Raw genomic sequence first — 18,668 nt, 5'->3', positions numbered from 1 at the left:
TCGTATTTCTTCGCTGTATTTGACCATAAAGTAAAATCCGCACCCTTTCTTCTTAGAGGATTATATCATGTGTCTAAGATTTGGGGTGCGGTTCATAACTGGTCGGCGGGGATTGTTTTTTTTGATTTATCAGCATTGGTTTTTGGTTGAATTTTTCTACATGAGCAATGATTTTACAAATGTAATCATCTGTAATTTTTTCTGGAAAAGTGTCGCTACGATCTCGAATTATTTTTTCCAGTACCCAGGCTTTGCGCGTCCAATATTCATAATCCTCACCGGCAATTTCAGCATATTTTTGGGAATCTCCCTTTTGTTCAATGCCCTTTTTGATTATCCGCAATGAATTGTACCTCTCAGTACGCTCCTGGCGCACCAGACGCAAAAGCATAATTCATTGATTCGTAGGCCATTCCATAAGTCGTGAAGTGTTCTCCCTGGCATCATCTATAGAAACGTCACTAACGGAAAATACCTGAAGAGCGGAGTGATGGAAAACGGAATATGCCGCAAAACAGAAGAAGGTTCTCCGCAGGGCCGCTGTCGCCCCGCATGGCTGGAATCCCAAAGTATCGCACATTTTAAACAAGTGTTATCAATATACATCGATTAATACAATAATAAGTTGCCTAATGGCATGGGATCAAAACCTTATGACGGAATGGCATATCCGGTACCTCGGCCGCGGCGTCATGATTTATGGGCACGTTGAGAAGAATGACGTAGATTCACACGGCCAGAGCGAGGTTGCGTTTGCATTTTTAAACTCTGTTAAAACAAACATTGAATCGCATCATATTTCGTTGACAGAGTCCACAAAAATCATTAATATAATTGTTGCATAAGTCCACTAAATAGGGGGAGTTATACATCAATATAGATGCTGAGATCATTGCAGATATGAGGCGTTTCAATCGATTTTATACCAACATACTGGGTTTATTAGATAGACATGTGCTGGATAGTGGATATTCCTTTACCGAGGTACGCGTCATTATAGAGATCGGTATGATTGAGCCATGTATAGCCAATACGTTAGTCGATTCTCTTAAAATTGATCGCAGTTATATGAGTAGAATCATAGCTAAACTTTACAAAGAGGGCTTTCTTGTTAAGGAAAATTCTTCGGTGGATAATAGAACAAATCTGATTCGTTTGACGCCTAAAGGAAAAGCATTCTATCACCAACTGAATGAAAGATCTGACGAACAAGTTATACAATTAGTTCAAGGTCTATCCGAGGAAGAGGTTAAAGAATTACACACTTCTATGGTGTTCATTCAGAACAAACTAGAGAAATTGGAGAGAATACAAAATGATTCGATTTGAGTGCGACTATACCGAAGGTGCCCACAAGCGTATATTACAGCGACTATTGGAGACGAATGACGAACAAACTGGCGGCTATGGTGTGGATGAGCACTGTGAAAAAGCCAGAGCTTATATTAAAAAAGCATGTGGCTCTCCCAATGCAGATGTACACTTTTTAGTTGGAGGCACACAGACCAATACAACGATTATCTCTTCTATGTTGCGTCCACATCAAGGTGTCATTGCTGCAGTTTCTGGACATATTGCCGTACATGAGACCGGAGCGATTGAAGCTACTGGCCATAAAGTACTTACTTTGCCAAGTGATGATGGGAAAATCCGGGTCGAACAGGTAAAGGACCTGTATGATGCTCACTGGAATGATGCCGCTCCTGAGCATAGTGTACAGCCCGGTATGGTTTTTATTTCTTACCCTACCGAAAATGGAACGATCTATACTAAATCCGAGCTGGAAGCGTTAAGTCAAGTCTGCCGGGAATGTGGTTTACCATTATTTATAGATGGTGCCCGATTGGGGTATGGTTTAGTTGCAGACGACAGCGACGTATCTATAGCAGATATAGCAAAGCTATGCGATGTGTTTTATATTGGCGGGACCAAAGTGGGAGCAATGATGGGAGAAGCGGTAATCATTATAAATGATACATTGAAAAAAGATTTCCGATATATGATCAAGCAAAAAGGAGGACTGCTGGCTAAGGGAAGAATGTTGGGCATTCAATTCGAAACTTTGTTTGAAGACGGTTTATACTTTGAAATTTCCAGACACGCTATAGATATGGCAATGCTGCTTCAAAAAGGATTATCTGAGCAAGGTGTTTCTTTTCAATACCATTCTACAACCAATCAGCAGTTTCCAATTTTACCAGATCGTATACTAAAGGCAATAAGAGAAAAATATACTTACTCCTTTTGGGAAAAGGTTGATGATACACATAGTGCTGTTCGATTTTGTACCAGTTGGGCTACGAAGAAAGAAAATGTTGAAATGCTGATTCAGGACATTAAAGCATTGCAATAAAGGTAATGGAAAAATCGGTTCATAGATTCTTAAAGATGTAGAATGACTATGTAAGTGGATATAAGAATGGAAAAACAAGACAAGACAAGAGCAGATATATAAAATCGGCTTACTGCTGACGAAGCCAGTCAGGTACACAGTTAAAGCCGTTCTGGGCGGGAAAGATCATTGGAATCCGTGATGTTCAATGTATAAGCGGGGTATTCGCTTGAAGCGAATACCCCGCTTATTTGTGTGTTTTGCAATTATGTATTCGGAATATATGTAACCGTGAGATGCAACCACTACAAATGGGGTTAACACGCTGTTAATAGATTCATTTCTCTCGATATTTAAAATACTTGTTTTTATGGTATATATTATCTATATTAAGTGATAGATGTATTTCTTTCTAGTCTTACATTTATTATTCATTGGAATTTATTATGATGTTGGAGGTGTAGGGGATGGCACGTGTGTTGGTAGTGATCACACCTGCTGAAGGCCATATTAATCCGTCATTAGGATTAGTTAAGCAGTTGGTCGACAGTGGTGAGGAAGTGGATTATGTGTGTACGGAGGAATATCGTACGAGAATTCAACCAACGGGAGCAAAACTGATAACCTATCCTTTTAGTAAGGATGCTTTTTCTCGTAAATCTGAGTTAATGCCGGCTGAATACAAACATCATTACCAGTTCGTGAATATGATCGTTACAGGTTTGATTGAGCCGATTATTCCAAAGGTTTTGAAAGTAATCGAAAATAAGGTGTATGATTATTTGATTTATGACTTTTTGCTGGGCTGGGGAGGCAAGATTATTGCAGAGAAGCTGGGAATACCTGCAATATGTTCTAATGCTTCCTTTGTTTTCGTAGAGCCTTTGGGATCTGGTCAAGGCTTGGATGAGAATGACAAAGAAGTGAAAAAGCTTTATGAGGACACAATGAAAGTAACACGTCAATTAGCTAACGAGCTTCAGGTTGCCGTCCCTGCTATTGAGGAGATTTATTCACATTCAGGAAGCTTAAAGATCGTTTATACAAGCCGTTATTTTCAACCGCAAGCTGAAAAGCTGGATCACAGTTATATTTTCACAGGCCCTTCTATTGTACCCCGTACAGATGCACCCTCTTTCCCGTTCGAACAACTTCATGCTCTGCATCCACAGGCTGTTTACATCTCATTGGGAACCATTATTAATAGAAACTTAGATTTTTACAAGCTTTGTTTTGAAGCATTTCACGATTTACCTGTGCAGTTTGTACTTTCATCAGGCAAATATACAGATATGAAGCCGTTGGCCGATTGTATCCCTGACAATTTTATTGTCAAGCCCTATATTCCGCAGTTGGAAATGCTGCAGCATGTAGACGCTTTTATTACACATGCGGGGATGAACAGCACAAGCGAAGCCTTGTATAACAATGTGCCCCTGGTCATGGTTCCTATGACATCGGACCAGCCTGTCGTGGCCAATCGGGTGCAAGAGCTGGGAGCGGGTATTACTGTGGATAAAAATGAGCTTACACCCGCTATTTTGAGAGCTGCCTTAATAGAGGTTTTGAATCATTCTACCTATAAACAGCAGGCCCATGTGATTGGCGAATCATTACGTCAGGCTGGCGGGTACAGATATGCGGCAGATACCATTATGAGTCATTTCTCCACAATAGAAAAATAAGGTGCCAGACTATAGACTGTGATTCCTTTCTTGTAGAGCATCCGATTTTTCAAACTCTAATTTTTTTGAAATCGCCAGAAGACCAAGGGAGCAGAGGATCAGGGCCAAACATATCCAATAGGAGTTTCGATAGCCCATCCATTGAGCGGTTAATCCGCCCATTAAGCTCCCCGCCAGTCTTCCGATGGTTGTTGCATTGGAATACAGCGTCGAGGCGTACCCAGGAAGAGATGGCAACAAATCCTGCATGTAGCTGATGCCAATGGCTGATATCACTGCAACAAAGAAGGCTAGAAGAAGCTGCCCCACTAATAACTGCCACATCTCCGTAGACATAAGGACGAGGAGATAATAGACGACCCCGGTTAAAGCCCCCCAAAATACAAGCAGACGGTTGGAGTATTTAGCAGCAAGTACGCCCAACATGATCATCAAAGGTATTTCTAAAACCGCGCAAATACTGGATACTAGAGCAACGTCACTCATGTTTCCTTTTAAATTATGAATGATAAACAAGGAAATATTTAAACTATTCATCCAGTGAGACACATAGAGCAGAGTAAGAACTGAAAACGGTATCAGAATTTCAATATTTTTATGTAATTTAATGTGATAAAGTGAAGGTTGATTCTTACTTTTGAGCCGAGATGGGGATTGCTTCATAAAACAGAATAGAAGAATAGCTATAAGTATAAAAATGGAAGTCGTCCCTACAAAAATACCTTTAAAACCAGTATGTGAAATCAGAAAAGACCCAAGGAGCGGCCCCGTGATAAAGCCAAGAGAAAACATAGAACGAAGTGTTGAATTGGCAAAGGTATGATCTGCTGCCTCACTGCGATCAACCGCTTCACGTGCACTAGCAAATAACTGCGGCATTCCAGGTGCTCCCATGGCTGTGAAGACAGTCATATATACAAAGAGTACATAAAAGTTTTGAATGACAACATATCCTGCAAATGCTATCGCATTAAATAGCGTACAAATCACTAAAATTTGTTTACGGTCTAATCCAGTATCAGAACGTTTGGCAATAAGAGAGCTTATCCCTATACCACAAATCAAAGTCACAGCGGTAAAAATACCAAAGGTTCCAACAGATACGCCAAGTTTTGTTGTGAAATATACAGCCAAAAAAGGTGCGCTGATCGATATGGCCATACCTTGCAATAACATACAGATCATGAATAATGGGTAGTTAGGGATAACGAAAAGATTTTTAATACGCTTTAGCATTTCATTTGTACACCCCTTCAGATTTAGAAGCAGAACAATAAATATGTATCCTGTCTAAACTATATATGAAGTTAGCATAATTTGTATATTTACATTGTGAAAAATATTATTTGAAGCGGTCAACGAACTGCTTGATCCGTTCGTTCAATAGTCCGGCGGCCTTCGTAGGAACGCGGTGATCGACTTTTTTAATGAAAACCAGTTCACTCTTCGGCAATTGTTGGTGTAATATTTTGGCATAAGGTTGAAAGAGTTTATCATCCTCCCCATAAACGAGCAGGACAGGAAGATGGATTTCCCCGAGCCGCGAGGTACAGTTGTACTTCAAGCTGTACCGGTAATATTGTTCGACATTTCTGGAATTTCCCTGTTTCGCATCGTTGAATAACTCACGAAATAAAGAAAACTGTTTCGTCTGCGACCAAGCATTAGAAATCGCAATCGTACCGACTGCTCCGATTTTGGAGAGAGCAACGGCCAAAGAAATTTTGTTTCTTAGTCGCCATTCATTTACTTCCGACATTCCACTGATCACGATGCCTCCCCATGCCCGATCCGGATAAGTTAGGAGAAATTCAAGCACGATCGAGCCTCCAGTAGAATATCCACACAAAAAAACTTTATCAATACTCATCCGGTCCATCAACTGTTTAATATCCTGGGCGATTAGAGGGTAAGTAACCGCCTGTTCGGAAGGCTGACTCTTACCGTGTCCTCTGATGTCAAAAGCAATCGTTCGAAAATGAGGCGATAGCCCTTGGATTTGGTATGTGAAATTTAAGCTTGTGAGTACCGGAGGATGAATGAAAAGGATGGCGATTCCTTTTCCGGAATCAATATAATGCATCGAGTATCCGTTTATGTTTGTAATAGTCATCGTTATACTCCCCGTCTCTTTAATGATTTTGGTCTTACTGTAAAAATAACTCATGAATATAAAAAACATTAGAGATAATTTGGCCTATTAGATCAAAAAAATTCATGGAATAATTTTTTTAGGGTAAGAAAAAATAAAAGAATCAAGGGAACTGTGTTTTTCAAAGAAGGGGACACACACATGGGAATAAAGAATAAAATGACCATTGTACTCGTGCTAAGTTTAAGTTTACTGATCGTTGGTTGCAGGGCGAACTCCAGTCAACAGCTAAAGCAACAAAGCGTCAAACCCCATATCACAGCAAGTCAAAATGTTAAGCCTGTCATAGTTATTTTGATTGATTCTTTAATGAACAAGCCTTTACAAAAAGCGATTCAAGAAGGCCGCGCACCCGCAATGCAATATCTCCTTAAAAAAGGGCAATACTTCCCACAGGTTGTGAGTTCATTTCCCACGATGTCCGTGACGATCGACAGCACATTATTAACGGGGACGTATGCAGACCGACATCATGTGCCCGGACTTGTGTGGTACAGCGACCCAAGGAAACGCATGATTTTCTACGGAAATGGTATCAAAGAAGCCTTCAAGATAGATCAAATGCAGGTATTTATGGATGCTATCTGTCAGTTAAATCAAGTTCATTTGAACAAAAAAACAAAAACCATTCATGAAGAGTTGGCCGACAAAGGAAAAGAATCCGCGTCAATCAACGCTATTGTTTATAGAGGAAGAACAGAACATGTCCTAAAAGTGCCTCGCTTCATAGCGAACAGCAACCGTGTGCCAGAACAATTGAGAATAACAGGACCCAAATGGTTTTCCTATGCAACTTTTGCACAACTGGATCCGAAGAACAGCTGGAATACTCCCCCGTGGAAAAAATTCGGGATGAACGACGAGTTTTCCGCAAAAGAAACCGCTTTTTTAATCAATCAAAAAAAACTTCCAGGCGTAACCATCGCATACTTTCCAGAGAATGATAATTTGGTGCATAAAAAAGGCCCGACTCAGTTGGAGGGAATTGAAAAAGCGGATCAAGCGCTGCAAGGCGTGCTTAACGCACATGGTTCCTGGGAGCAGGCTGTAAAAAATGCTATATGGATCGTCATGGGTGACAGTGGGCAAAGTGCGGTTTATGATGACCGACAGGCAGCAACTGTTGAGATAAAGCCGCTGTTGAACCATTACCGCATAGCGAAGTTAAATCAATCTGTAAGAAAAGAAGACCAAATTGTGATTTCCACGAATGAACGAATGGCTTATGTCTATGCGATTGATGATAACGTTGAGTTATCCGATGTAGTGAAGCATTTACAAAAAGAGGAAAAGCTCGATATCATCGCAATGAAAGACGATAAAAATAATATTCGTGTTACAAGAGGGAAAAATAATACCATGTTTTCTTATCGTCCCGGTGGAAACTTTACTGATGAATATGGGCAATCGTGGACATTATCGGGTGAAACAAGCCTTGTCGATATTACGATAAATAACAACCGAATCAAGTATGGAATATATCCTGACGTTTTGGCGAGGTTATACGGGGCCATGTATTCTCATGAAGGAAGATACGCTGTTGTGACGGTCAAACCCGGATATGAACTCGTTGGTGAAAGTTCTCCTACCCACATCGGAGGAGGGGCTCATGGTTCGCTGCATGAAAAAGATTCCCTTGTCCCACTAATTATTTCCGGAACGAATACACGGCCAAAGACACTGCGAATTGTTGATATTAAAGACTGGATTCTGCAATTGGTGAACGGATAAGTTTTAAATTGGATAGTATATGACCATACTTAATCGGGTTAATATTTTCCCTGAATTATGATAGGTATGGGGTCTGTCAGCTTTGAATCGGATGGAATCACCGCTTCTTATTGTATATTCAAGGTCATTTACACGGACGGTTAATTCTCCATCAAAAACAGTTAAGAACTCCTCCGTTCCCTCTCCATGCGAATCAGCACTTAGGAAGCCGTTTTGTTCTATCTCGATGGAATAAACTTCAAAGCGTCTATCATCTTCGAAGGGGAAGTGGGGATAGACTCGATATTTTCCGTTGTCTTCCGTTAATATTTGAATTTCACTTCCTAAAACCACTTTTGTATCTGGCTGCGGATTATTTATGAGTGAAGTAAAAGAAATTTTTAATCCATTGGCTATTTTCCAAATCGTTGTAATCGTAGGGCTGGATTCGCCTCTTTCAATTTGACCTATCATCGTTTTACTTACTCCTGTTAGTTCTGAAACCCTTTCAAGACTTAATTTCTTATTTTCTCTAAAGGCTTTTAAGTTTTTGGCAATGATCAGATTGATAGTTTCCATAAATACCTCCTGAATCTGTGTACAATATAACGTCTGTATTGTACAATAAAACGTAAGACGTTATATTGTTCTTTTTGTACATTATAGCATACATCGAAGAGGGGGTTCCAATATGCCTTTATTATCGTTTTTGTTATATGTTTTTGTTACCAGTTTTACGCCAGGCCCCAATAACATTATGGCCATGCTCTTTGCTAATAAATTCGGGCTTAAAAAGACAATTCGATTTTGTTCAGGAGTAGGTGCAGGTTTCTTTGTGATCATGTTATTGAGTAGTTATTTTAATTTGTTGCTTGAAAATTTCATCCCCAAAATTCAATTTGTGATGACGATCCTGGGTGCAGCTTATATGCTATATCTGGCTGTAAAAATAATTATGAGTAAAGATAATGATGGGGGCAAGAATAACAGTTTTCTAACAGGTATGCTTTTACAATTTATTAATCCGAAAGGAATTTTATATGGTATCACTGCTATATCAACCTTCATCCTTCCATATCACCATTCAAATTTCAGCTTGATGATGTTTTCGTTATTTCTAGCTTTTGTTGGTTTTATGAGTACATTCTGTTGGAGTGTGTTTGGCTCCGTTTTTCAAAAGTTGTTATCCAAATATAGAAGTCAGTTTAATATAATAATGGCTTTGTTATTAGTATATAGTGCAGTTTCGATTCTTGTAGAATGAAGGCATGCAAGTAATACAAACAGTCCCATTGAAGGAACTCTTCATTGGGACTGTTTTGTATTTAAGCAGATAGCAGATGAAGCGATGGCGAAAAGGCCGTTCAGTCTGCTTTACTTTTTTTCCACACAAGGCTCTTCCACAGAATATTCCTCCAGCACCGTTGTTTTATCACCATAAACCCTGTCTAAGTGTTCTTCTCCCCATAAGCAAAAACGATCGAGCAGATCTTTAAAATCCCATCCGTATTCACTAAGCTCATACTCTACTTTGGGTGGAACCTGGTTATAGATAATTCGGTGGATGATTTCGTCCTTTTCCAGCTCTCTAAGCTGCTGTGTGAGCACTTTTTGGGTGATTTTCGGAATGAGCTGTCGGAGCTCGTATGTACGTTTTCTGCCGCTGGTTAGATGGTGCAGGATGATGGCTTTCCATTTCCCGCCGATGACCTCGAAGGTCGCTTCAATCCCGAGCATATATGTTTTGGCGTTATCTTTCATTTATTTTTCTCCCCTCGGATCTGTAGAACATGAAAAGTACTAAGGAACCTTAAAGTGCCTACAGTACCTTGAGGTGCGTACTTCACACCTTGTCGTATATCACCCATAATAGCATTTGTAGACAGGGTTCACCAATCACAAGGAGAAAGAAGGTTACGAATACATGAAAGTTTTATTGGTCGTTACGCATCCTAGAGAAGATTCACTTACCCTTGCGGTCATGAATCGTTTTGTAGAGGGATTGAAAGAGAATAAGCACGAGGTAGATATTTTGGACTTGGATCGGGATGGATACAATCCGGTGTACAGCGCAGCAGATGAGCTGGATTGGAATACGCCTCATAAACAATATGCTCCTGAAACACGGAAAGAAATGGATAGAATTGTTGCCGCGGATGCTCTGGTCTTTGTGTTTCCATTATGGTGGTACAGTGTCCCGTCCATGCTAAAGGGATACCTGGATAAAGTGTGGAACATAGGTTTACTTCAGGAGTTTACGAAAAAGCAGGTTTTGTGGATGTGCTTGGCGGGAGGGACGAAAGAACATCTGATCGAGTATCAATACCACGATATGGTAACTAATTATTTGAATAAAGGCATTGGTGGTTACGCAAGAGTAAGAGAGTCCAAGGTTGAGTTCTTCTATGATACTTTGTCCGAATCGAAAGATTACATTGAAGGTCTGTTGGAGCAGTCTTATCAATTAGGTCTGGCATATAAGTAAACCTGGGGAGCTATCCCAAAGCACCTTCAAAACCACTTTTATAGTGATTTCAAAGGTGCTTTTTTATTTTAAGTATGAGCTGAAGATTTTGCTGGACCAACGGAATGAGTTGCCCCCATTCCAGAAGCATCGCCTGTAGCATTTTTGGCCAGTTTTTGCTTTTCCCACAGCACTCTGGCTATGACCAGCATGGAGAGTACACCGACATATAGTAACAGCCTGTATGAAATCTTATTCGGAATGCTTTCTTTCGGCAGCTAGAGTGCGCTGAGTATGATCTTTTACACGATCCCGCTTTACTCGATTGCAAACCATGTGTTTTTGCTTAGTGCATGGGTAACAATGGCTTCAAAAGAGGTGAAATATCTTCCGTATGCTTTGTGGATAAAAGCGTTCATTATGATGCTTCCGTTCTCCGACATTTCGCTGAGTGGTTTGATACCTGTGGCAGTATACGCCTTTTTGGGATATATCCTGTTTAAATATTCGGCTACCGAATATGCAGTGAAGTAGGCTTTACATATCTATTGGCACGTAAATCACATCGTGTGAATAAATATGTAATTCCAGCCACAAAGGCCTTCATTCAAATGCTGGAAGAACGGCTTTTTATCCGCATGGAGGGGGTCAGCCATGTGATACGGGAACGATTTAGGGCATTCCGGTGGTAGATGCTTTTCTGGAAGAGGGCGATATTTGGCATCAGGTCTTTGAAACAAAATCATTCTGTCGCATAACGGTACACAGGATGTTGCCTGTGGAGCGTATTTTAAAGAGCATCTGGGCGCGTTTCAGGGAAAGGGTGGCGGCAGCAGCCAGTTGGCTCAGGCAGCATTCTCGTCCCATGAAGACCTTTTGAACTTTTTTGAAACCGCCCAGCGGCAGTTTATTCAGTGCTAATGCAGGATTAGTGGCGAAGGGGCATTCTCCACTTATGTTCTTTTTCCGTAAATAAAATAAAAGAAAAAATGAGTGCCACAACAGCGCCCCAGATGGCTTTATCCCCAATAGCTAACGTCAAAAATCCTCCCAGAAAAGCCCCGACCAGAAAGGTGATCAGGATGACACCGTAACGCATGGCGCGAATGGCAGCATTTGTGTCCTTGGTCGTAATGGCGATATACACCGCCTCTGTGGCAGATCTGAGGTTCCCCGTGCTGACGGTGGAAGTGTACGGCGCATCAATGAGCTTACGGAAGGAAGTCATTTGTACGGAAGCGACGAACGAGACGATCACCGTCACCACCGTATTGGGAACCGACTGCGGAATCAGACCCACGATGAAAAAAATGAAAATTTCCAACAGTATAATGGTACGGGCCCAGTCCGGTGTCAGGCGATGGGTGGATTTTCTCTTGATTCCCTCGGCTACAAAAACACCCAGCGAAAAGGCGATCAGGGGCGGGATATGGGCTAACGCCTGACTCCAGTTCCCCTGAATGGCTTTGACAGCCAGCAGTACGATATTGCCTGTCTGTGCATTGGCGAACACGCCATCTCTGCCGACAAACGTATATGTGTCGAGAAAACCCCCTACTAATGAAAGCAAGGCGCCCAGTCGTAGCGATTCGGACGTTACTTGATGTAAATGGATTTTGCCTTTCATATTCACGGCATAAGCCTCCTATGCTACAACGTCGATTTCTCTAACATAGCACGACTATTCCGATCTGACAATTCAATTGGACACTGTGGCACGAACAACAGGTGTAAAAGGAGAAAAAGCCATAGAGAATAAAGGATTTGTGGAGGCAATTCGAGCATGACTGCGGGCGAACAAAGACTATGGCTGATAGACATCATACAAGTGACAGAAGCTGTGAAACGGAACGAAGCTTATAAAGATGATTTGTATGAGCATGTGGCAGCTTCAGCAGGGGAACAATGCCCTCGAGCAGGTGGGGCTCCGTTTGACCATGTATCTGCTGAGGAATATGTGTAACGGAATTTGGGTTAAAAATGCGGCAGATGCTTACAGCCGTGTATTTAAACGTCCGGATGCTACAGGCTTACGATCAGGCGAGATATCTGCCGACAAACTACAAGCTATTCTAAATCGAGAGGTGTATCCCGAGGTGCCCTCAAAGGTGGAATATTCGATGACCAAGCTGGGGATGACCATTTTGCCGATTGTAAAGATGATGTATGATTGGGGGAACAAGCGGGTGCAATCTGTCATATGAAAAATAGAACGCCTTGCGTCATGAGTACGAATTGTGCTCGGGGCAAAGGCGTTCTTTGGCATGTTAGCAGTCTGTGTTCGTGTTGGTTAATGCAGGTTATTGCTGCTCAATTGCTGGCAAAATTTCAACCCAGCGGGTAGCCCAAGTGCCGATAAGATCAAACAATGGAGCTAAATCGCGTCCCTTATCTGTAAGGGAGTATTCGATCCGAACCGGCTTTTCGGGATAGACCATACGTAGTATAATTCCTTCTTCCTCCAGCTCTTTCAAGCGATCGGAAAGGACCTTCCCGCTTAAATTGGGGATTGAATTCTCAATAGCGACGAAACGTTGCGGACCGTTAGTTAGCTGAAATACGATTAACACCGTCCAACGTTTGCTCAGTAACTCCATAGCTTTTTCAAACCGTGGGCACATTGGTGGAATGTTCATGTGATCACCTCATGCACCTATTATTAACGATCAACTGTTAAAAGTAAATGATTTTACTTTACATAAATTTATTACTTGACGAAATCGAATGATATAAATATACTTTGTTACATAAAGTAACTTAATGGGTTCAACACGAAGATTCATAATATAAATGATGAAGATTGATATAGAGAATATGAAAAAGTTAAATCGGTTAGGTATGGGCTAACAGTTCACATTCCACAGCTCCGTTTTTTAGAGGCTCTGCTGAAGCAGGCGTCAATGTTTCAGTAGCCGCAGTGATACGTGGTCGCAGAACGGACTGGTCCTCATTGGAGATGCGGCGCATACCATGACACATGACACCTACCGGAGCTTTTGGCTTGAACGCAGCGTTGAAGGATGCCGATTACGATGGAATCCACATTTCATATACATTTTTTACAAGCAGAAAATCAAATCATATAGAAGTAAGCTTATATAAAGGATGGTGTAGAGAAATGAACCCAAAAGACGTAGCTATGCTACTTAACGATAAGATTCAAACGATTCGTGGAGAGCAATCTTCGATGATTTTGGTAGGGCCGATTAAGCTGCCGGTCAATTTGGAAGGGGAAACGGTTGTTTTTCAATGGTATTGCTGGTTGCCTGTACGGGATGAGGGAGATCGTCAGGACTTGCTGAATGCCACCGCTGACACGATTGTGAAGCGATTGTCGACACTGAATTTGGCAGAGGGACAACAGTCAAGTGTATTAGTGTATGGCGATCTTCACCAGTCGGAAAATGCACTTGTTCGTATGCATAGTATTTGCCATACTGGAGATATTTTTGGTAGCAAGCGTTGTGATTGCGGATTTCAGTTTCACCAATCCATGAAAATGATTGTGGAACATGGAACGGGTGCGTTGTTCTATCTGGCGAACCATGAGGGCCGTGGGATCGGCTTGTTCAGCAAAGCGATGGCTTACATTTTGCAGGAGGAAGGTATGGATACCGTCGAAGCTAACCACCAATTGGGCTTTGAAGATGATACCCGCAATTATGCGGATGCGATTCATGTACTCCGTCACCTGAGACAAAATCCGGTAACCTTAATTACGAATAACCCCAAAAAGCTGGAAGCCTTGAAGCAATCCGGTATGAATGTCGCAGGACGCATGCCCCTGTGGGGCGATGTGTCGCAATATAATGAACGTTATTTGAATACGAAGGTGGAACGGTCCGGCCATTTGCGGGATTTCGATTTCAGGGAGGTTCTATGATCACTCACGAGAAATATATGCGCCTGGCACTGGAAAATGCCAACAGCGCAAAGGGACAAACGGAACCGAATCCGCTCGTCGGCTCGGTCATTGTGAACAACGGCCGCATCGTCGGGATCGGCGCTCATCTGAAGCCCGGCGAGCCACATGCGGAGATTCATGCTTTGCGTATGGCGGGTGAACATGCCCGGGGAGCGACGATATATGTGACGCTGGAGCCGTGTTCCCATCATGGACGGACAGGCCCGTGCGCGGAAGCAATTGTGAAGGCTGGCATTCGTCGAGTTGTTATTGCAGCGCTGGACCCGAACCCGCTGGTTTCGGGCAGAGGGGTACAAATCTTGAAGGATGCGGGTATTGAGGTCATCGTTGGGGTATGTGAGCAGGAATCTGTCCGCATGAATGAAGTGTTTAATCAATATATCGTGAGCAAGCGTCCTTTTATCACGATCAAATCAGCGGTAACACTGGATGGCAAAATTGCAACTCGAACCTCGGAAAGCAAATGGATTACGTCCGAGGTGGCACGGGAGGATGTGCATCGCCTTCGTAACGAGCATGTAGGGATACTGGTCGGTGTACAGACAGTCATTCACGATAATCCGCAGCTGACGACTCGTCTGCCGGAAGGTCGGAATCCGATTCGCATCATTCTGGACAGCACGCTTCGCATTCCTTTGGATGCCCGTGTCATTACAGATGGTGAGGCGCCTACCTGGATATTTACAGGACGTGCTTATGATGGAAGCAAGCGGAATCAGCTGGAACAGTTGGGTGTAAAGGTATATCCGACACAGGATGAAAACAGTGATTGGGTCAACCTGCCGCAAATGCTGGATATTCTGGGCGCAGCGGAGGTGTCTTCGGTGTTCGTGGAAGGCGGGGCCGAGGTGAACGCTTCGTTCGTGCAGCAAGGACTGGCAGACAAGCTCGTGCTGTATATTGCGCCGAAGCTGGTCGGAGGGCGTGGAGCACCGGGCTTTCTCGGGGGAGAAGGCGTGTCCGCTATGAGCGATGCGGTAGCGTTACAAGATTTGAGCGTGACGCAGGTCGGTGAGGATTGGAAAATAGAAGGGTATTTTGGGCGGGAAAAATGAGTGAAGTTGTGGGTGGGGGAAGGGCTATAAGCCTGAAAAATTCTTTTTTTGTATCCTAAACATTTATTAGAAAGAATGGTTAATGGGATGAATAACTCATGGAGTGAACACCTAATGATGTGAATGGTTTAGGGAATGAAGAAGTTTACATACATTGCAATATGATAAAAGACACGAGGGGAGCGAATGTGCTTCTCAGGTGTCTTTTTTTGTTTTATTTAGGGGTCGTAATACTTTCGCCATGTCCGTGAGTGCGGGTGTGCGTAATGATGATAAAGGTTGATACAGAAAGATATTACTGAGGTGAGGATTTCAGTGACTTCCTTTCTCCTCAAGCTTTGGGTGGTATTTTACATCAATACGCTTAATTCGTCTTGGTTGAAGCGAGAAAAGCATCCATATCGATCACTGGAACGAGGGTGCCCTGTTGCTCCAGCACGGTAGGAAACAGCTCGCGCTGCCACCCTTCCTCGTTGCTTTTTAACTGGCTGTCCAGGGCGGAGGCCGTATCCTCTACCTGATCAACGAGCAAAGCAATTTTCGCCCTGCTGAGCAAAATCATTTTGTCCTCGGAGGACTCGTCTGAAGCGGGAAGCAGTAGTTTTTTTCTTAAATTAAGGATCGTAAATACGCTGTCGCGGATGGTAACCATTCCTTCATGCCACGCCTCGGAAAAGGGAAGCGGTGTCCCTTTCCTGGCATTCATGACTTCTTCCACTTCCAGAAAGTTTAAAGCGAATTTTTTGTCCGCAAGACTGCACACAATAAACTCAGACATAGCCATTCTCCTTACATATTCAGATAAGTCCACTACAGGTTTTTGTAAAGTGACGGTAAAACCGGTTAACTATTGCGTTTTGGCACATGGAACTATAAAGTTGAGGATGCGGTGAAGCTGCTTCAGTTAATCACAGAATATCACAAACTAGCAGTTAAATCTTCCAAAAGAGTAACTCAGGTGGCCAAAGCATAGCGTTCATTTTCCCTTCATGTATGATATTAGGGGTTGAGGTTGTGTCCGATGGCACTACATTTTAAGATAAGCGGGTTGAGGTAGAATGGATCATGAAAAGCAGCGATTAAGTATCGAGGCAGCCAGATTATACTATATGAACGACTATAGCCAGCAAGATATCGCGGTCAGACTCGGGGTTTCGCGTCCTACGGTATCGCGGCTGCTTCAGGCTGCCAAGGAACAGGGATACGTGCGGATCAGTATTGTTGATCCAATGGAGGATATGGATGCACTCGGAGAGCAGGTCAAGAAGAAATACGGTTTGGATACCGTTCTGGTCTGCTATTCTCCGTTAAATGAATATCAGGAGATCAAGAAGCATATTAGCAAAAAAGCTGCTGATTATTTGCATGAAACGGTACAAGATGCGGATATTATTGGAGTAACGTGGGGGACGACGATGCATGCGGTGGCGCTTCATCTCCAGCAAAAGCAGGTGAAGGGCGTCGAGGTCGTTCAGCTCAAAGGAGGCGTAAGCCATTCGCATGTCAACACGTATGCCGTGGAGACGGTGAATTTGTTCGCGGAAGCCTTTCACACGATTGCACGCTATTTGCCGCTGCCTGTCATTTTTGACAATCACGCCGTCAAGAAAATGGTCGAGGAGGATCGGCACATCCAGCGTATCATTGAGCTTGGCAGGCAAGCGAACATAGCCGTGTTTACGGTGGGTACGGTCAAGGAGGATGCGCTGTTGTTCAGATTGGGCTATTTTAACCATGAGGAGCAGAAGCTGTTACAGAAAATCGGCAAGGGCGATATTTGCTCACGTTTTTTTGATGATGAGGGTAATATATGCAGTCAGGAAATTAACAGCCGCACCGTTGGCATTGATCTGCCTGATTTGCGCAAGAAGGAGAAGGCGATTCTCGTAGCTGGAGGACAGCGCAAAGTGGAGGCCATACGGGCATCGTTGCGCGGTAAGTATGCGAATATTTTGGTGACAGATCAGTTTACGGCACAGGCACTTTTACAGTAGAGCATTTGATATCAACCAGACTAAACACATCGTTTTGGCGTGCGCCTATAGGGCAATGAACTGTAGGTGATCGTCCCATGTATAGGCTTGAACATAATTTCAAAATGTATTTTACATATGTTCAACACCGTGCTATGATGACCTTATCACAGAGAAGTAAAGGACATCGATCCTAACATATCTTTCTAATGAAGGAGCGTTTTGAGAATGAATATTGCAGCATTGATCGACCATACATTGTTGCGCGCAGATGCAACCAAGGATGAAATTATGGAATTGACCGCTGAGGCGAAGAAGTATCAGTTTGCTTCTGTATGTGTGAACCCGGCGTGGGTAGCTTACTCCGCAGAGCAACTGGCAGGTACAGGCGTGAACATTTGTACCGTTATTGGTTTCCCGCTGGGAGCCAATACGACGGCAACGAAAGCGTTCGAAACGAAGGATGCTATTGCTAACGGTGCGACTGAGGTTGATATGGTTATTCATATAGGCGCTTTGAAGGCGCGTGATTTACAGCTTGTTGAGCAGGACATCCGTGCAGTCGTGGAAGCAGCCGCGGGTACACTGGTAAAAGTAATCATCGAAGCATGCTTGCTGACAGACGAAGAAAAGGTACTGGCATGCGAGCTGTCCGTCAAAGCAGGAGCTAATTTCGTGAAAACCTCGACAGGCTTCTCTACTGGCGGAGCAACTGCGGAAGACGTGGCTTTGATGCGCAAAACCGTAGGACCTGAGATTGGTGTTAAGGCTTCCGGCGGTATACGCAGTCTGGAAGACGTACAGAAATTAGTAGAAGCTGGCGCAAGCCGGATTGGTGCAAGTTCCGGTGTGAAAATCATCGAGGGTGAGCAGTCTACATCTTCCTACTAAGTTCATTTTAAAGTCATGGAGGGATTCGCGATGAAGGATCAATTGATTCAGGAAGCGCTTGAGGCACGTAAACAGGCATATATTCCGTACTCGAATTTTCAGGTCGGTGCTGCGGTTCTCGGAAGCGATGGCACGATTTATCGCGGATGTAATGTAGAAAATGCTTCCTACGGCTTATGTAATTGTGCGGAACGGACAGCGATTTTTAAAATGGTATCTGAAGGCTGTCGTAAAATGGATGCCATTGCGATTGTAGCTGATACGGCAGGACCTGTGTCTCCATGCGGAGCCTGTCGTCAGGTGATTTCCGAATTTGCCCAACCAGAAACTAAAGTCTATCTGACCAACCTTCATGGCAACACGGAAGAGTGGACGGTGGACCAACTACTGCCGGGTGCATTTCGACCTGCTGATCTGGGGAAATAAGAAAAGAATGCCTCTTTCGGGGCGTATTCTTTTCATGGGTAATGTAAGCGCTTAT

21 protein-coding genes and 3 pseudogenes are annotated in these 18,668 nt (G+C 43.1%); 15 read left to right on the top strand and 9 right to left on the bottom strand.

Annotated features, from left to right (window positions below; all coding sequences use genetic code 11):
* Positions 1-73: 73 nt before the first annotated feature.
* A complete protein-coding gene (locus ACWGOO_RS18330; RefSeq protein WP_452485742.1) occupies positions 74-391 on the bottom strand; it encodes a hypothetical protein in 318 nt (105 codons plus the stop codon).
* A 244-nt stretch (positions 392-635) separates the two neighbouring features.
* On the opposite strand from ACWGOO_RS18330, the pseudogene ACWGOO_RS18325 reads away from it, so the two are divergent.
* The 4 genes and pseudogenes from ACWGOO_RS18325 to ACWGOO_RS18310 form a co-directional block, all read left to right on the top strand.
* A pseudogene (locus ACWGOO_RS18325) lies at positions 636-719 on the top strand (Tn3 family transposase); the annotation flags it as partial.
* A gap of 181 nt (positions 720-900) precedes the next feature.
* Complete coding sequence (locus ACWGOO_RS18320; protein WP_452485741.1) at positions 901-1,329, top strand: MarR family winged helix-turn-helix transcriptional regulator; 429 nt, start codon at positions 901-903, stop codon at positions 1,327-1,329.
* On the top strand, positions 1,316-2,353 hold the full coding sequence (locus ACWGOO_RS18315; RefSeq protein ID WP_452485739.1) for a threonine aldolase family protein: 1,038 nt from the start codon (positions 1,316-1,318) through the stop codon (positions 2,351-2,353). The genes ACWGOO_RS18320 and ACWGOO_RS18315 overlap by 14 nt, the downstream gene beginning before the upstream one ends.
* Before the next feature lie 446 nt (positions 2,354-2,799).
* Positions 2,800-4,017, top strand: a complete 1,218-nt coding sequence (locus ACWGOO_RS18310; protein ID WP_452485737.1) for a macrolide family glycosyltransferase — start codon at positions 2,800-2,802, stop codon at positions 4,015-4,017.
* Positions 4,018-4,026: 9 nt separating this feature from the next.
* Here the strand turns inward: ACWGOO_RS18310 and ACWGOO_RS18305 are convergent, their stop codons facing one another.
* Together ACWGOO_RS18305 and ACWGOO_RS18300 are read right to left on the bottom strand one after the other, a co-directional pair.
* Positions 4,027-5,253: a sugar efflux transporter gene (locus ACWGOO_RS18305; protein WP_452485735.1), complete on the bottom strand. Its 1,227-nt coding sequence runs from the start codon at positions 5,251-5,253 to the stop codon at positions 4,027-4,029.
* A gap of 106 nt (positions 5,254-5,359) precedes the next feature.
* Complete coding sequence (locus tag ACWGOO_RS18300; RefSeq protein ID WP_452485733.1) at positions 5,360-6,130, bottom strand: alpha/beta fold hydrolase; 771 nt, start codon at positions 6,128-6,130, stop codon at positions 5,360-5,362.
* A 180-nt stretch (positions 6,131-6,310) separates the two neighbouring features.
* Here ACWGOO_RS18300 and ACWGOO_RS18295 point away from each other — a divergent pair, with 180 nt between their 5' ends.
* Entirely contained in the window at positions 6,311-7,900 is a 1,590-nt protein-coding gene (locus ACWGOO_RS18295; protein WP_452485731.1) for an alkaline phosphatase family protein, read from the top strand.
* A 3-nt stretch (positions 7,901-7,903) separates the two neighbouring features.
* On the opposite strand, the gene ACWGOO_RS18290 is transcribed toward ACWGOO_RS18295, so the two are convergent.
* Positions 7,904-8,458 (bottom strand): helix-turn-helix domain-containing protein, encoded by a 555-nt coding sequence (locus ACWGOO_RS18290; RefSeq protein WP_452485729.1) that lies wholly within the window; start codon positions 8,456-8,458, stop codon positions 7,904-7,906.
* A 112-nt stretch (positions 8,459-8,570) separates the two neighbouring features.
* Here ACWGOO_RS18290 and ACWGOO_RS18285 point away from each other — a divergent pair, with 112 nt between their 5' ends.
* Complete coding sequence (locus ACWGOO_RS18285) at positions 8,571-9,143, top strand: LysE family transporter (protein ID WP_452485727.1); 573 nt, start codon at positions 8,571-8,573, stop codon at positions 9,141-9,143.
* A 110-nt stretch (positions 9,144-9,253) separates the two neighbouring features.
* On the opposite strand, the gene ACWGOO_RS18280 is transcribed toward ACWGOO_RS18285, so the two are convergent.
* Positions 9,254-9,640 carry a winged helix-turn-helix transcriptional regulator gene (locus ACWGOO_RS18280; protein ID WP_025686161.1) on the bottom strand — a complete coding sequence of 129 codons (387 nt, stop codon included), beginning with the start codon at positions 9,638-9,640 and terminating at the stop codon, positions 9,254-9,256.
* 163 nt (positions 9,641-9,803) lie between these two features.
* On the opposite strand from ACWGOO_RS18280, the gene ACWGOO_RS18275 reads away from it, so the two are divergent.
* The gene (locus tag ACWGOO_RS18275; RefSeq protein WP_452485725.1) at positions 9,804-10,364 is read left to right on the top strand and encodes an NAD(P)H oxidoreductase; all 561 of its coding nucleotides are present in this window, start codon (positions 9,804-9,806) and stop codon (positions 10,362-10,364) included.
* Between the two features lie 68 nt (positions 10,365-10,432).
* On the opposite strand, the gene ACWGOO_RS18270 is transcribed toward ACWGOO_RS18275, so the two are convergent.
* Both ACWGOO_RS18270 and ACWGOO_RS18265 read right to left on the bottom strand, forming a co-directional pair.
* The gene (locus tag ACWGOO_RS18270) at positions 10,433-10,555 is read right to left on the bottom strand and encodes a hypothetical protein (protein WP_452485723.1); all 123 of its coding nucleotides are present in this window, start codon (positions 10,553-10,555) and stop codon (positions 10,433-10,435) included.
* A 716-nt stretch (positions 10,556-11,271) separates the two neighbouring features.
* Positions 11,272-11,976 (bottom strand): YoaK family protein, encoded by a 705-nt coding sequence (locus tag ACWGOO_RS18265; RefSeq protein ID WP_452485721.1) that lies wholly within the window; start codon positions 11,974-11,976, stop codon positions 11,272-11,274.
* Positions 11,977-12,126: 150 nt separating this feature from the next.
* Here ACWGOO_RS18265 and ACWGOO_RS18260 point away from each other — a divergent pair, with 150 nt between their 5' ends.
* The gene (locus ACWGOO_RS18260) at positions 12,127-12,306 is read left to right on the top strand and encodes a hypothetical protein (RefSeq protein WP_452485719.1); all 180 of its coding nucleotides are present in this window, start codon (positions 12,127-12,129) and stop codon (positions 12,304-12,306) included.
* Between the two features lie 106 nt (positions 12,307-12,412).
* Positions 12,413-12,547, top strand: a pseudogene (locus ACWGOO_RS18255) (winged helix-turn-helix transcriptional regulator); the annotation flags it as partial.
* Between the two features lie 96 nt (positions 12,548-12,643).
* Here the strand turns inward: ACWGOO_RS18255 and ACWGOO_RS18250 are convergent.
* On the bottom strand, positions 12,644-12,979 hold the full coding sequence (locus tag ACWGOO_RS18250) for a winged helix-turn-helix transcriptional regulator (protein ID WP_452485717.1): 336 nt from the start codon (positions 12,977-12,979) through the stop codon (positions 12,644-12,646).
* Positions 12,980-13,247: 268 nt separating this feature from the next.
* Here ACWGOO_RS18250 and ACWGOO_RS18245 point away from each other — a divergent pair.
* The 3 genes and pseudogenes from ACWGOO_RS18245 to ribD all read left to right on the top strand — a co-directional run.
* Positions 13,248-13,371 (top strand): annotated as a pseudogene (locus tag ACWGOO_RS18245) (FAD-dependent monooxygenase); the annotation flags it as partial.
* A gap of 90 nt (positions 13,372-13,461) precedes the next feature.
* Positions 13,462-14,226 carry a GTP cyclohydrolase II gene (locus tag ACWGOO_RS18240; RefSeq protein WP_452485715.1) on the top strand — a complete coding sequence of 255 codons (765 nt, stop codon included), beginning with the start codon at positions 13,462-13,464 and terminating at the stop codon, positions 14,224-14,226.
* Positions 14,223-15,323 carry a bifunctional diaminohydroxyphosphoribosylaminopyrimidine deaminase/5-amino-6-(5-phosphoribosylamino)uracil reductase RibD gene (gene ribD, locus ACWGOO_RS18235; RefSeq protein WP_452485713.1) on the top strand — a complete coding sequence of 367 codons (1,101 nt, stop codon included), beginning with the start codon at positions 14,223-14,225 and terminating at the stop codon, positions 15,321-15,323. The genes ACWGOO_RS18240 and ribD overlap by 4 nt, the downstream gene beginning before the upstream one ends.
* 364 nt (positions 15,324-15,687) lie before the next feature.
* Here ribD and ACWGOO_RS18230 read toward each other — a convergent pair whose 3' ends face one another.
* Complete coding sequence (locus ACWGOO_RS18230; RefSeq protein ID WP_452485711.1) at positions 15,688-16,101, bottom strand: chemotaxis protein CheW; 414 nt, start codon at positions 16,099-16,101, stop codon at positions 15,688-15,690.
* 280 nt (positions 16,102-16,381) lie between these two features.
* Here ACWGOO_RS18230 and ACWGOO_RS18225 point away from each other — a divergent pair, with 280 nt between their 5' ends.
* From ACWGOO_RS18225 to ACWGOO_RS18215, 3 genes are all read left to right on the top strand, one after another.
* Positions 16,382-17,317 (top strand): sugar-binding transcriptional regulator, encoded by a 936-nt coding sequence (locus tag ACWGOO_RS18225; protein ID WP_452485709.1) that lies wholly within the window; start codon positions 16,382-16,384, stop codon positions 17,315-17,317.
* Between the two features lie 207 nt (positions 17,318-17,524).
* Positions 17,525-18,187 carry a deoxyribose-phosphate aldolase gene (gene deoC, locus ACWGOO_RS18220; RefSeq protein WP_452485707.1) on the top strand — a complete coding sequence of 221 codons (663 nt, stop codon included), beginning with the start codon at positions 17,525-17,527 and terminating at the stop codon, positions 18,185-18,187.
* Between the two features lie 30 nt (positions 18,188-18,217).
* Positions 18,218-18,613: a cytidine deaminase gene (locus ACWGOO_RS18215; RefSeq protein ID WP_452485705.1), complete on the top strand. Its 396-nt coding sequence runs from the start codon at positions 18,218-18,220 to the stop codon at positions 18,611-18,613.
* Positions 18,614-18,668 lie beyond the last annotated feature (55 nt).

It is taken from the genome of Paenibacillus sp. NPDC055715, from assembly GCF_053617595.1.
Note: the sequence above shows the minus strand (reverse complement) of the source record. Positions and strands in the feature narration are given on the sequence as shown.

Coding starts and splice junctions, on each gene's coding strand:
- ACWGOO_RS18280 (WP_025686161.1), bottom strand. CDS start 9,640: ATGAAAGATAACGCCAAAACATATATGCTCGGGATTGAAGCGACCTTC.
- ACWGOO_RS18240 (WP_452485715.1), top strand. CDS start 13,462: ATGAACCCAAAAGACGTAGCTATGCTACTTAACGATAAGATTCAAACG.
- ACWGOO_RS18275 (WP_452485725.1), top strand. CDS start 9,804: ATGAAAGTTTTATTGGTCGTTACGCATCCTAGAGAAGATTCACTTACC.
- ACWGOO_RS18250 (WP_452485717.1), bottom strand. CDS start 12,979: ATGAACATTCCACCAATGTGCCCACGGTTTGAAAAAGCTATGGAGTTA.
- ACWGOO_RS18330 (WP_452485742.1), bottom strand. CDS start 391: ATGCTTTTGCGTCTGGTGCGCCAGGAGCGTACTGAGAGGTACAATTCA.
- ribD (WP_452485713.1), top strand. CDS start 14,223: ATGATCACTCACGAGAAATATATGCGCCTGGCACTGGAAAATGCCAAC.
- ACWGOO_RS18290 (WP_452485729.1), bottom strand. CDS start 8,458: ATGGAAACTATCAATCTGATCATTGCCAAAAACTTAAAAGCCTTTAGA.
- ACWGOO_RS18310 (WP_452485737.1), top strand. CDS start 2,800: ATGGCACGTGTGTTGGTAGTGATCACACCTGCTGAAGGCCATATTAAT.
- ACWGOO_RS18230 (WP_452485711.1), bottom strand. CDS start 16,101: ATGTCTGAGTTTATTGTGTGCAGTCTTGCGGACAAAAAATTCGCTTTA.
- deoC (WP_452485707.1), top strand. CDS start 17,525: ATGAATATTGCAGCATTGATCGACCATACATTGTTGCGCGCAGATGCA.
- ACWGOO_RS18260 (WP_452485719.1), top strand. CDS start 12,127: ATGACTGCGGGCGAACAAAGACTATGGCTGATAGACATCATACAAGTG.
- ACWGOO_RS18320 (WP_452485741.1), top strand. CDS start 901: ATGAGGCGTTTCAATCGATTTTATACCAACATACTGGGTTTATTAGAT.
- ACWGOO_RS18215 (WP_452485705.1), top strand. CDS start 18,218: ATGAAGGATCAATTGATTCAGGAAGCGCTTGAGGCACGTAAACAGGCA.
- ACWGOO_RS18285 (WP_452485727.1), top strand. CDS start 8,571: ATGCCTTTATTATCGTTTTTGTTATATGTTTTTGTTACCAGTTTTACG.
- ACWGOO_RS18270 (WP_452485723.1), bottom strand. CDS start 10,555: ATGCTGGTCATAGCCAGAGTGCTGTGGGAAAAGCAAAAACTGGCCAAA.
- ACWGOO_RS18225 (WP_452485709.1), top strand. CDS start 16,382: ATGGATCATGAAAAGCAGCGATTAAGTATCGAGGCAGCCAGATTATAC.
- ACWGOO_RS18300 (WP_452485733.1), bottom strand. CDS start 6,130: ATGACTATTACAAACATAAACGGATACTCGATGCATTATATTGATTCC.
- ACWGOO_RS18305 (WP_452485735.1), bottom strand. CDS start 5,253: ATGCTAAAGCGTATTAAAAATCTTTTCGTTATCCCTAACTACCCATTA.
- ACWGOO_RS18295 (WP_452485731.1), top strand. CDS start 6,311: ATGGGAATAAAGAATAAAATGACCATTGTACTCGTGCTAAGTTTAAGT.
- ACWGOO_RS18315 (WP_452485739.1), top strand. CDS start 1,316: ATGATTCGATTTGAGTGCGACTATACCGAAGGTGCCCACAAGCGTATA.